Origin of the sequence: Streptomyces sp. NPDC001502 (assembly GCF_042894785.1) — a bacterium.
GTDB lineage: Bacteria > Actinomycetota > Actinomycetes > Streptomycetales > Streptomycetaceae > Streptomyces > Streptomyces kutzneri.
Genome location: NZ_JBIAVW010000001.1, coordinates 149,220 through 161,109 on the forward strand (window position 1 = coordinate 149,220; position 11,890 = coordinate 161,109).

The following is an 11,890-nucleotide window of genomic DNA, read 5'->3' on the forward strand; positions in this document are numbered from 1 at the left end:
CTTGGGACGGTTGAATCCACCCTGGTATCGCGTAGAACTGGATGACTGATGCATCGGTACAGGTCCCACACCTGCGGCGAGCTCCGCGCTTCTGACGTCGCCGCCGACGTCCGGCTGAGCGGCTGGCTGCACAACCGTCGAGACCTGGGCGGCATCCTCTTCATCGATCTGCGCGACCACTACGGCATCACGCAGCTGGTCGCCCGGCCCGGCACCGCGGCGAACGAGGCGCTGAGCAGCGTCACCAAGGAGACCGTCGTCCGCATCGACGGCAAGGTCGTCTCCCGCGGCGCCGACAACGTCAACCCGGAGCTGCCGACCGGCGAGATCGAGATCGAGGTCTCCTCGGTCGAGGTGCTCGGCGCGGCCGCCCCGCTGCCGTTCACGATCAACACCGACGACGGTGTGAACGAGGAGCGGCGCCTGGAGTACCGCTTCCTCGACCTGCGCCGCGAGCGCATGCACCGCAACATCATGCTGCGCTCGGCCGTCATCGCGTCGATCCGCTCGAAGATGGTGGCCCTCGGCTTCAACGAGATGGCGACGCCGATCCTCACCGCGACCTCCCCCGAGGGCGCCCGTGACTTCGTCGTGCCGTCCCGCCTGAACCCGGGCAAGTTCTACGCCCTGCCGCAGGCGCCGCAGCAGTTCAAGCAGCTGCTGATGATCTCCGGCTTCGACCGCTACTTCCAGATCGCGCCCTGCTTCCGCGACGAGGACGCCCGCGCCGACCGCTCGCCGGGCGAGTTCTACCAGCTCGACGTGGAGATGTCCTTCGTCGAGCAGGAGGACGTCTTCCAGCCGATCGAGCGCCTGATGACCGAGCTCTTCACCGAGTTCGGCAACGGCCGCGAGGTCACCTCGCCGTTCCCGCGGATCCCGTTCCGCGAGTCGATGCTGAAGTACGGCAACGACAAGCCCGACCTGCGCGCCAAGCTGGAGCTCGTCGACATCACCGACGTGTTCGAGGGCTCGGAGTTCAAGGCGTTCGCCGGCAAGCACGTGCGTGCCCTGGCCGTCCCGGACACCGCCGCGCAGCCGCGCAAGTTCTTCGACGGTCTCGGCGAGTACGCGATCTCGCTGGGCGCCAAGGGCCTGGCCTGGGTGCGCGTGGGCGAGGACGGTGCCCTGACCGGCCCGATCGCCAAGTTCCTCACCGAGGAGAACGTCAAGGTCCTCACCGAGCGCCTGGGCCTGGTCCCCGGCCACGCCGTGTTCTTCGGCGCGGGTGACTTCGACGAGGTCTCCAAGATCATGTCCGGCGTTCGCGTCGAGGCGGCCAAGCGTGCCGGCCACTTCGAGGAGAACGTCTTCCGGTTCTGCTGGATCGTCGACTTCCCGATGTACGAGAAGGACGAGGAGACCGGCAAGATCGACTTCTCCCACAACCCCTTCTCCATGCCGCAGGGCGGGATGAAGGACCTGGAGGAGAAGGACCCGCTGGACATCCTGGCCTGGCAGTACGACATCGTCTGCAACGGCATCGAGCTGTCCTCCGGCGCCATCCGCAACCACGAGCCCGAGGTCATGCTGAAGGCCTTCGAGATCGCCGGTTACGAGGCCGAGACCGTCGAGCGCGAGTTCGCGGGCATGCTCCGCGCGTTCCGGCTGGGCGCCCCGCCGCACGGTGGCATCGCCCCGGGCGTGGACCGCATCGTGATGCTGCTGGCCGACGAGCCGAACATCCGCGAGACCATCGCCTTCCCGCTGAACGGCAACGCGCAGGACCTGATGATGGGCGCGCCGACGGTGCTGGAGGAGGCCCGTCTGCGCGAGCTGAACATCGCGCTGCGCAAGCCGGTCGAGACGAAGGCGGCGGAGCGGCCGGTCTCCGACGCGGTCACCCCGGACGCCGGTTCCCCGCGGGGCTGACCCGGATACCCGGATACGCCGAAGGCGGCGCCCCCCTCCTTGCCGGAGGGGGGGCGCCGCCTTCGTGTGGGTGCCCGTCGTCCTAGAACTGCTCCAGGATGCCCTTGAGGAGGGCGGCGGAGGTCAGCTCGGTGGGGGCGGGGCCGGCGTGGAAGAAGCCGGCGTTCTCGGCGTCCAGCTTGCGCAGGAAGTCGAAGGCCTTGGCGTCGTGGTCGCCGAAGGCCACGAACTGCCAGTGGATGCCCGGAGCCGTGGTGGCGGCGTCGGCCAGTGCCTGGCGGGCGGGCTGGCGGTTGTCGGGGGCGCCGTCGGTCTGGAAGACGACCAGGGCCGGGCCCTCGCCGCCGTCCTTCTGGTAGCGCTCCACGACGGCCTCGACGGCCACGTGGTAGCTGGTGCGGCCCATCCGGCCGAGCTCGGCGTGGCGGGCCTCGACCCAGGCGGCGTCGTAGCCGTCGAGGGTCAGGTCGGCGGTGCCGTCCACGTCCGTGGAGAAGAACACGGTGTGCACGGTCGCCGCGTCGTCCAGGTGCGCGGCGAGGGCGAGGGCGTGGTCGGCGAGGTGCTGGGCGCTGCCGTCCTTGTAGAACCCGCGCATCGACCCGGACCGGTCCAGCACGAGGTAGACCTTGGCCCGCGCCCCGGCCTTCCCCTTGCCCCGCAGCACCTGCCCGGCGGCCTTGTACGCCCCGGCGACCTCAGGAGCCCGCCGCTTGACGACGGCCAACGCCTGCGCGGGAGCCTCCGCCCCGGCCGCAACCGCCTCGTCCTCGGCGGCTGCCGGCTCCGCCTCCGGCGCGGTCTCGGGCTTTGCTTCGGCGGCAGCCTCGGCCTGCTCCGCAGCAGCGGCAACCGGCTCCGCCTCGGGCGCGGTCTCGGGCTCCGCTTCGGCGGCAGCCGGGGCCTCGTCCTGCGCCTGCGGCGCTTCGGCCTCGGCCTGCTCCGCAGCAGCGGCGACCTGCTCCGTCTCGGTGGCTTCGGCGGCAGCCGGCTCCGCCTGCGGCGCTTCGGCCTTGGCCTGCTCCGCAGCAGCGGCAACGGGCTCCGCCTCCGGCGCGGTCTCAGGCTCGGCCTCGGCGGCAGCCGGGGCCTCGTCCTGCGCCTGCGGCGCTTCGGGCTCGGCCTGCTCCGCAGCAGCGGCGACCGGCTCCGTCTCGGGCTCGGTGGCTTCGGCGGCAGCCGGCTCCGCCTGCGGCGCTTCGGCCTCGGCCTGCTCCGCAGCAGCGGCAACGGGCTCGGTCTCGGGCTCCGTCTCGGCGGCAGCCGGAGCCTCGGGCTCTGCCTCCGGCGTGGTGGTCTCGGCGGCAGCCGGTGCCTCGGCCTCGGGCTCGTCCTGCGCCTGCGGCGCATCCGCCTCGGCCTGCTCGGCGGCGGCGACCGGCTCGTCCTGCGCCTGCGGCGCATCCGCCTCGGGCTGGTCCGCAGCGGCGGCGACGGGCTCGGCTTCGGTCTGCTCCGCAGCGGGGGCGGCGTCCGCCTCCGGCGCGGCTGCGGGTTCCGCCTCGGCGGCGACCGGGGCGACTTCGTCCTGCGCCTGCGCCTGCGCCTGCGGCGCTTCGGCCTTGGCCGACTCCGCCTCGGGCGCGGTGGCTTCGGCCTCGGCAGCAGCCGGGGTCTCGGCCTCGGGCCGGTCCGCAGCGGCGGCAGCCGGCTCGGGCTGTTCCTGCGCCGCAGGCGCGGGGGTTTCTCCGCCGGGCTTCGCCGCAGGCGCACGGCGGGCTTCCGGGACCGTCGGGTCCGCCGCCGGGGCGGGGGCCGTGAGGACGGTGCCCGGTTCACGGTCGCGCGGCGTCGACTGCGGCGGAACCGTGGGGTTGTCGAAGGACGCCGCCACCAGTTCGGCGGCGACGTCCAGAGGGGTCCGTTCCGCCTGGTTGGGGACAGCGGCCGAAGGGGTGTCCGTAGTCTCCGGAACGGATTCCGCGGACCGTCCGAATACCTTGCGCAACAAGCTCCGAATACCCATGGGCCAGGCCTTTCGCATGTGTGCGTGCGTCATTTGTCCGTGCTGCGCGGATGATCCCTGCCCAGAGTGGACACGTAAGGTTATCGGCCGCCCGGCTGGATCTTCGGCAGGGGCGCCTTTCGTGGCGCCCGGCTCCCACACACCCGCACACGCTCCGTGAACTGCCGCTCCGACGTGCCGGGTTCACCGACCGTTCATCCTCTCGCCGCCGCTTCGGCGCAACCCGGGCCTACCGTCGCGGCTGGATCGTACCGACGCGTTGTCGGCGCCCACGCAGCTACTCGGAGGACATTCGTGCGCAAGCTTCTGCCGTTCATCGGCAACCCGCATGGGAGCGGCCGGTCCGCTCTCACCTGTCGTTACCGCTGTGGCGACGCCTGCTTCCACGAGGTGCCGAACACAAGCGACAACGAGTACGTCGGCGATGTCATAGCCCGCGCCTACTCCCGTCGCGCGATGCTGCGCTCCGCCGCCGTCGTGACGGTCGCCACCGCGGCCGGTTCCGCCGTGGCGCTCAGCGGCTCCGGGCAGACCGCCAACGCCACCCCCTCCGCCGATGCCGCAGCCGGCGCGGGCAAGGGCGGCGAGGCCGCCCGCGGCCTGCGCTTCAAGGCCGTCGCGCCCAACACCGACGACAAGGTCACCATCCCCGAGGGCCACGAGCAGAACGTGGTCATCCGCTGGGGCGAGCCGATCATCAAGGGTGCTCCGGGCTTCAACCCCGACAAGCAGACCGCCGCCGCGCAGGCCGGTCAGTTCGGCTACAACAACGACTTCCTGAGCCTCCTCCCGCTCGGCGGCGACTACGAGCGCCAGCAGCTGCTCGTGGCCAACCACGAGTACACGGACGAGATCCTCATGTTCAAGGGCTACGACCCGGCCAAGCCGACCCGCGAGCAGGTCGAGATCGCCTGGGCCGCGCACGGCCTGTCCGTGGTCGTCGTCCAGGAGGACCACCGCAGCGGCAAGCTGACCGCGGTCACCCGCCACCAGCTCAACCGCCGCCTGACCGCCACCAGCGAGTTCAAGCTGACCGGTCCGGCCGCGGGCAGCACCCTGCTGAAGACCTCCGTCGACGCCACCGGCACCAAGGTGCTCGGCACCCTCAACAACTGCGCCGGCGGCACCACCCCGTGGGGCACCACCCTCCACGGCGAGGAGAACTTCAACCAGTACTTCGGCAACGCCGGCCAGGTCACCGACCCGACCGCCGCCGCCCGCCTGAAGCGCTACGGTGTGACCGCCGGCGCCACCGAGCGCAAGTGGGAGCTCTTCGACAAGCGCTTCGACGTGGCGCAGGAGCCCAACGAGTCGCACCGCTTCGGCTGGGTCGTCGAGCTGGACCCGTACGACCCGCACTCCGTCCCGCGCAAGCGCACCGCGCTGGGCCGCTTCAAGCACGAGGCCGCGCAGCCCCGCCTGACCGAGGACGGCCGTCCGGTCGTCTACATGGGCGACGACGAGCGCTTCGACTACTTCTACAAGTTCGTCTCGTCGAAGCAGATGAAGAAGGGCAATTCGCGCGCGGCGAAGGAGCACAACCTCACGCTGCTCGACGAGGGCACCCTGTACGTCGCCAAGCTCACCGGCGACTCCCCGGCCGCCGAGTTCGACGGCACCGGCAAGCTCCCCTCCGATGGCGAGTTCGACGGCTCCGGCGTCTGGATCAAGCTGGCCACGGGCAACGTCTCGCACGTCGAGGGCATGACCGCCGAGGAGGTGTACGTCTTCACGCGCCAGGCCGCCGACAAGGTGGGCGCCACGAAGATGGACCGTCCCGAGGACGTCGAGCCCTCCCCGCGGACCGGCCGCGTCTACATCGCGCTGACCAACAACACCGACCGCGGCAAGCCGGGCAAGGAAGGCGCGACCGAGCCCAACCCGCGCAACCTGAACAAGCACGGCCAGATCCTGGAGCTCGCCGAGAACTTCGACGACCCGGCCGGTGACGGCTTCGCCTGGCGGCTCTTCCTGGTCGCGGGTGACCCGAACGACCCGGCGACGTACTTCGCGGGCTTCCCGAAGGACAAGGTCAGCCCGATCTCCTGCCCGGACAACGTGGCGTTCGACCCGCACGGCAACCTGTGGATCTCCACGGACGGCAACCAGCTCGGCTCCCACGACGGCCTGTTCGGCGTCGCGACGGCCGGCGACCGCCGCGGTGAGCTGAAGCAGTTCCTGACCGTTCCGCGCGGCGCCGAGACCTGCGGCCCGCTCATCCAGGACAAGCGCGTCCTGGTCTCCGTCCAGCACCCGGGCGAGATCGACGGCGCGTCCGTCGAGAAGCCGCAGTCGGTGTGGCCCGACGGTCCCGGCAAGATCGTCCGCCCGGCGGTCGTGTCCGTCTGGCGCAAGGACGGCCGCAACATCGGCGTCTGACCGGACCAGTTGACCCGAGGGGCGTGTTTCACGTGAAACACGCCCCTCGGGCATTCAGGCCGCCGAACCCGCTCAAGCCGGTCAATTCCCCTGCGGCACCCTGCCGACGGGGAGCCGGAGCGTCGTCACCGCGCCCCCGTCGGGCGCGTTGGCGAAGCCCACCGCGATCTCCAGCACGGCCGCCTGCCCCATCACGATCGTGAGTCCCAGGCCGTGACCGCGTCCGCGGCCCGGGTCCCCGGTACGGAACCGCTGCGGGCCCTGCTCGATCAGCTCGGGCGGGTAGCCCGGCCCGTGGTCGCGGACCACCACCAGCGGTCCCTCCACGGTCACCTCGACCGGCGGCCTGCCGTGTTTGCCGGCGTTGACCAGCAGGTTGGCCAGGATCCGGTCCAGTCGCCGCCGGTCGGTCACCACCACCATGTCCTGGACCACCCGTACCGAAGCGGCGGGTCCGGCCTCCGGCCCGGCCCCGCCCCCGCCGGCGGCCGCGGCGACCGCCCGCTCCACCGCCCGGCCGAGCTCCACCCGGGCGAGGTCGGCCCGTTCGACGCCCGAGTCCAGCCGGGAGATCTCCAGCAGGTCCTCGGTCAGCAGGTGCAGGGCCTTCAGCCGGTTGTTGATCATCTCCTTGGGGCGGCCCTCGGGCAGCAGCGCCGCCGCGGCCAGCGAACCGGTGAGCGGGGTGCGCAGCTCGTGCGCGACATCCGCCGTGAAGCGCTTCTCCGCCTCCAGCCGGCCCTGGAGCGAGCTCGCCATCGAGTCCAGCGCGTGCGCCACGTCCTGGACCTCGTCGCGGGAACGGCCCGGCCCCGGATCGTCCCCCTCGGCCCGGAGGTTCACCCGGGCGTCCAGGTCCCCGGCGCTGATCCGGCGGGCCACGGCGGCCGTGGCCGCGAGCCGCCGGCTGATCCGGTCGGCGAGGAACAGGCCGGCCAGTGCCACCAGCCCGGCCGCGAGGATCGCGGAGGCGAGGATCGCGGTGTCGATGTCCCGCAGCCGTTCGCGGGTGCTCCCGAAGGGCAGCCAGACCGCGAGGGCCTTGCCGTCGGCGGGTCCGGCCGCCCACATGACGGGCTTTCCTCCCTGTTCGCCGACGATGCTGCCGGTCTGGCCGCTCGCGACGAGCTCGCGCAGTCGCCGGGGCAGGCCGGGCGGGTCGAACACGGCGTTCACGTCGCCGTGCGCGGTGCCGTACTCGTAGTGGCCCAGCGCGTGTTCCAGCTCGGCGCCGGCTGCCTTGCGGACCTCCCCGACCATCTGCCGGGCGACCACGTTGTGCACCAGGATGCCCAGCGCGGCGGCGACCATGCAGCACACCATGGTGGTGGTCAGCGCGATCTTCCAGCGCAGGCTGCTCAGCGCGCGCATCGCGCCCCGTCCCCGCCGGACGGGTTCCGTGTGAGCTCCGGGCAGTCGTCGAGGGTGAGCTGGGACAGGTTCATGATCCCGGCCTTCGGGTCCCACACGTAGTCGGAGACGGCGACGTAGTGGGGGTTCGTCGTGGGCTCGCGGACCGCCAGGTGCTCGGCGGCCACCTCCACGCCCTTCAGCACCGCGCGCCGGGACAGGATCCGGGCGATGTTCCCGTCGTCCTGGACGGTGTAGACGCGCAGCTCGCTGAGCCGGCCGTCGACGTCCAGGGCGGTGATGAGCTCCTCCCGGCCGTTGCCCGTCAGGTCGTGCAGGACCGCCGGGCGCACCGGGCAGTCGGGGCCGCCGTCCACAGCCTGTGTGCAGAGCGCGAGCCGCTGGACGGCGCGCGGGTCGACGAGCCGGCCGGTTCCGCCGTCCTGCTCGGCGGCGGAGGTGATGTCGGCACGTACGACGGACAGGGCGTCCACCCCGCGCATGTTCAGGTCGGCCACCTTGGGCAGTCCGGGGACCACGGCGGCCGTGCCCGGTTTCTGGTCCGGGGCGGGCGGGTCCGGGCGGATGTCCTTCCACAGGCTCTTCGGGGCGTGCACCGTGCCGAGGTCGCCGTCGCTCTGCAGTCCCTCCACATCGGCGCACCCCGCCAGGAGTACGGCGAGGACCATCACGGCGGGGACGACGCGGCGCATGATCCGATGCTGCCCCGTCCGCCCCGGCCCGGCCCGGGAGGCGGCCCATTCGGGGGACGCCGGTCCGGGGCCGGCCTGCGGCGGGTCAGGACTCCGGCCGGGCGATGGCCAGGGCCGCCGCGATCTCCTGGTGGACCGGGGCCAGCACGCTCGTCGCCTCGCCCGGGGGCCCCGCGTCGACCCGTACCGGGATGCTGCTGCTGCGGACCCGCACGGCCAGCTCGCGAAGCTGCCGCGCGATCGACTCGACCTCGTCGGCGGGGGGCGGGGCCGCGCCGTGGTTGACCCGGACCCGGGCGGCGGTGGTCGCGTCCACGATCCGTTCGACGGCGACCACCAGCGGCCACCAGGCGGCGGCCCGCGCCCCGGTCGGCGGCGGTTCGGTCAGCGCCCGCTGGAACTCGCTGCGTACGCCCGACAGGTCCCGGTAGATGCGCCGCCGGGCCTGGAGCCGGGCCGTCCGCGCCGCCGCGTGCGCGGCCTCGTCCGCGACCGGGGCGAAGGCCCGTTCCACGTAGCGGGCGGCGTCGTCCACCGTGTCGGCGAGCCGGTCCCCGATCCGGGTGTGCCAGCTCTCGGGCCACAGCAGGTAACCCGCGACGAGGGTGATCGCGCAGCCGATCAGGCTGTCCACCAGCCGGGGGCGGATCAGGTCGAAGCCCTGGTGGTTGAGCAGGTCCGAGAGGAGCAGGATCACCGGGGTGATCGCGGCGGTCTGGAAGGCGTACCCCTTGACGGAGAAGGCGGGGATCAGCCCGGCCAGCACCACCATCACCGGGACGTCCCACCAGCCGCGCGGCACCTCGGAGAGCACGGCGGCCGCGACGACCAGTCCGCCGGCGGTGCCGAGGGCGCGCAGCACGGCCCGGGAGAACACCGAACCGAAGTCGGGCTTGAGGACGAAGGTGACGGTCAGCGCGACCCAGTAGGACCGCTCGAACTCGATCACCGACACCAGGGACTGCGCGATCCCGATGCACAGCGCGAGCCGCAGCCCGTACCGCCAGGAGGCCCGGGACAGCACCATGTCGCGTACCGCCCGCCGGGCGCGCACCCGCAGGGCGGCGGGCCGGCCGAGCCGGTCGTCCACGTTGTCCAGGTCCGGCCGGGCGATGTACACGATCTTCGCGGCATGGCGCAGGGCCGCGTCGACGGCCCGTTCGGCCGGGGTGTGCGGGGCGGGCAGCTCCAGTACGGGGGTTCCGGTGCGGCCCTCCTGGACGGCGTCGGCCAGGTCCCGTACGGCCGCCGGGATCCCGGGGGGCAGTGGCCGGCCGCGCAGATGTGCGGCGGGCGCGGCCTCCACCAGCGGGATCACCACGTTGAGCTGGGCCAGCAGCCGCACCAGCGAGGGGCTGCGCCCGTGCACCCGGGCCCGGCGGCCGAGCACGAGGTCGTAGGCGTGGTTGATGGCCTGGGTGACCTGCTGGCGGCGTTCGTCGTAGAGGGCGCCGGGTCCGCCGGCGGCCTCCAGGGCGTCGGCCAGGGCCCGGTAGGTGTCGGCCACGGCGGTGCGTTCGGGCTGCCGGCGGCGCAGCGGCCAGCCCAGCAGGCTCAGCGCGAGGACGAACAGCCCGCCCGCGCTCAGCAGCAGCGGGGCCGTCCACCAGGGCTCGGGCAGCGGCAGTCCGGCGCCGATCACGGCGTTGAGCAGGAGCAGCAGTCCGGACACGGAGGCCACCGTGCCGATGGAGGAGATCATTCCGGAGACGAGGGCGATGAGGGTGAGCGCTCCGACGGCCAGCCAGCCGTGCCCGTAGACCAAGGTGCCCAGCGCCACGCCGACGGCGCCGAAGAGCTGGGGGACGGCGATGTTCAGGACGCGCATCCGGTAGGCGTCGGCGGTGTCGCCGATGACTCCGGCGAGGGCGCCCATGGAGGCGAGCGCGCCGTATTCGGGCTCGTCGAGGGCGAAGCCGACGGCGAGCGGGACGGACATCGCGACCGAGGCCCGGGCCACGGCGGCCCACGGGATCGGTGCGGCACTGGGCTTGAGCCCGTTGAGCAGCCAGGAAGGCGGAGCCAGCGGGTGGTGCCGGGCTCGCCGCGACGCTATGTGTTCGGTGCGTTCGGTGCTCATTCCCGCTTCCGTGCCCGCCGCTCGCGAATCGGTTCTTCTGTGATCTTCTGCGTGGTTCTGCGTGTGTTGGTACCTTCCGAGCTTATGGGGTGCGGCGTAGTCGGCCCATCACCCATGCGGCAAGTGCGGCGGCGAGCCCGATCACCAGCACCACCCAGGCGGTGGTGCGCAGGTACGCGGTGAGGGCGTCGTACACCGCCCCGGCGGCGGGCCGGTCGATGTCGGCGGGCAGGTCGTCCAGGGTGAGCCGGCGGCACACGTCCACCGCGAGCCACAGCAGCCCGGCCCCGACCGACAGCCCCACCCCGGTGGCGATCACGGCGCGCCGCCGGTGGACGGCGACGGCGATGGCCGCCGCGGCCAGGACCAGGGTCAGCACGGGGAGCCAGACGCCGGCGATCTGGAGCATGTGGAATCCCTTCCGGAGAGCGCCGAGGTTGTCGTACTCCATGACCTTCACGGTCAGGTGGGTCACCGGGATGCGGTCGGCGAAGGGCACGTCGTCTGCGACGAGGTCGCCCCTGACCTGGGCGATGACGGGTGCGAGGTCGATGGTGAGGGCGTCGCCGTGGCCGGTGGTGAGCGCGTCGAGGAACGCGGCGTGGGCGGCCCGGTTGGCCGCGTCCCAGGCGGTCCGGTAGGCGGAGGTGCCGGCGAAGGAGTGCAGGGCCTCGCCGAGCAGGGTGTCCACGCCGATCTGGAAGGGGCCCGCGTCGATCTGGCCGGCGAGGGCGCGGGTGACCTGGGCGACGACGACCTCCTGCACCTTCGCGTTCTCGGCGAGGGGGGACATGGCGGCGGTGTACCGGTCGGCGTTGCCCAGTTCGCGGTCGGCCCAGTACGCGACGGCGCTCGCGGGCACCAGAAGGGCCACGAGCACGATGAGTACCGTCGACAGGATGGTGCGCACGTCACCAGGGAAAGCGGACGCGGGGCCGGGCGCGAGCGGTGTTGCTGCGGGTGGGTGGTGGGCCGTCGCGCGGCGTGGCATCCTTGCGCCGATAATCCTGGACATCTAATATCCAGAATATGAAGATGAGCGAGGGCGTCGAGTGGGCGCTGCACAGCTGCGTCAACCTGGCCTGGGCCGGTCCGGACCGGGCCGTGTCGGCGGCGCGTCTGGCCGCGTGGCACGACCTGCCCGCGGCCTACCTCAACAAGCAGCTCCAGGCGCTGGCCCGGGCGGGCATCGTCACGTCCACCCCCGGCCCCCGGGGCGGCTTCCGGCTGGCCCGCCCGCTCGAAGCCATCTCGCTCATGGACGTGGTCGCCGCCGTCGAGGGCCCCGAGGAGGCCTTCCGGTGCGCGGAGATCCGGCAGCAGGGGCCCGGCGCCGGCGCCCCGGCCGCCTATACGGCCGACTGCGCCATCGCGCACGCCATGACCCGGGCCGAACTGGCCTGGCGCAGGGCGCTGGCGGCCCAGGACCTCGACGAGATCCGGCGGCAGGCCGAACGGCAGGCCCCCCAGGCCCCCGAGCGGCTCCGCGCCTGGCTCGCCGGGCGGTAGCCGCACCACGGAGCACCGCAC

General features: G+C 72.7%; 8 protein-coding genes. 3 read left to right on the forward strand and 5 right to left on the reverse strand.

From position 1 onward, the window contains the following. Positions 1 to 48 precede the first annotated feature (48 nt). The gene (aspS, locus tag ACFY0D_RS00705) at positions 49 to 1,872 is read left to right on the forward strand and encodes an aspartate--tRNA ligase (protein WP_388270279.1); all 1,824 of its coding nucleotides are present in this window, start codon (positions 49 to 51) and stop codon (positions 1,870 to 1,872) included. An 82-nt stretch (positions 1,873 to 1,954) separates the two neighbouring features. Here aspS and ACFY0D_RS00710 read toward each other — a convergent pair whose 3' ends face one another. After that, a complete protein-coding gene (locus ACFY0D_RS00710; protein WP_390796285.1) occupies positions 1,955 to 3,838 on the reverse strand; it encodes a VWA domain-containing protein in 1,884 nt (627 codons plus the stop codon). Between the two features lie 294 nt (positions 3,839 to 4,132). Between ACFY0D_RS00710 and ACFY0D_RS00715 the strand changes: the two genes are divergently transcribed. Further along, the gene (locus tag ACFY0D_RS00715) at positions 4,133 to 6,217 is read left to right on the forward strand and encodes a PhoX family protein (RefSeq protein WP_390796286.1); all 2,085 of its coding nucleotides are present in this window, start codon (positions 4,133 to 4,135) and stop codon (positions 6,215 to 6,217) included. 81 nt (positions 6,218 to 6,298) lie between these two features. Here the strand turns inward: ACFY0D_RS00715 and ACFY0D_RS00720 are convergent, their stop codons facing one another. The 4 genes from ACFY0D_RS00720 to ACFY0D_RS00735 all read right to left on the reverse strand — a co-directional run bounded on the left by ACFY0D_RS00720 (position 6,299) and on the right by ACFY0D_RS00735 (position 11,270). Continuing rightward, on the reverse strand, positions 6,299 to 7,588 hold the full coding sequence (locus ACFY0D_RS00720) for an ATP-binding protein (RefSeq protein ID WP_390796287.1): 1,290 nt from the start codon (positions 7,586 to 7,588) through the stop codon (positions 6,299 to 6,301). Beyond that, positions 7,576 to 8,280 (reverse strand): hypothetical protein, encoded by a 705-nt coding sequence (locus tag ACFY0D_RS00725; protein WP_390796288.1) that lies wholly within the window; start codon positions 8,278 to 8,280, stop codon positions 7,576 to 7,578. Before ACFY0D_RS00725 ends, ACFY0D_RS00720 begins: the two co-directional genes overlap by 13 nt. 85 nt (positions 8,281 to 8,365) lie before the next feature. Further along, positions 8,366 to 10,360 (reverse strand): FUSC family protein, encoded by a 1,995-nt coding sequence (locus tag ACFY0D_RS00730; RefSeq protein ID WP_390796289.1) that lies wholly within the window; start codon positions 10,358 to 10,360, stop codon positions 8,366 to 8,368. 82 nt (positions 10,361 to 10,442) lie between these two features. Further along, complete coding sequence (locus tag ACFY0D_RS00735; RefSeq protein WP_390796290.1) at positions 10,443 to 11,270, reverse strand: hypothetical protein; 828 nt, start codon at positions 11,268 to 11,270, stop codon at positions 10,443 to 10,445. Between the two features lie 125 nt (positions 11,271 to 11,395). Here ACFY0D_RS00735 and ACFY0D_RS00740 point away from each other — a divergent pair, with 125 nt between their 5' ends. Then, a complete protein-coding gene (locus ACFY0D_RS00740) occupies positions 11,396 to 11,869 on the forward strand; it encodes an RrF2 family transcriptional regulator (protein WP_390796565.1) in 474 nt (157 codons plus the stop codon). Positions 11,870 to 11,890 lie beyond the last annotated feature (21 nt).

Bases quoted from the DNA above. Each gene is read 5' to 3' on its own strand.
- aspS (WP_388270279.1), top strand. From the start codon at position 49: ATGCATCGGTACAGGTCCCACACCTGCGGCGAGCTCCGCGCTTCTGAC.
- ACFY0D_RS00710 (WP_390796285.1), bottom strand. From the start codon at position 3,838: ATGGGTATTCGGAGCTTGTTGCGCAAGGTATTCGGACGGTCCGCGGAA.
- ACFY0D_RS00720 (WP_390796287.1), bottom strand. From the start codon at position 7,588: ATGCGCGCGCTGAGCAGCCTGCGCTGGAAGATCGCGCTGACCACCACC.
- ACFY0D_RS00725 (WP_390796288.1), bottom strand. From the start codon at position 8,280: ATGCGCCGCGTCGTCCCCGCCGTGATGGTCCTCGCCGTACTCCTGGCG.
- ACFY0D_RS00730 (WP_390796289.1), bottom strand. From the start codon at position 10,360: ATGAGCACCGAACGCACCGAACACATAGCGTCGCGGCGAGCCCGGCAC.
- ACFY0D_RS00740 (WP_390796565.1), top strand. From the start codon at position 11,396: ATGAGCGAGGGCGTCGAGTGGGCGCTGCACAGCTGCGTCAACCTGGCC.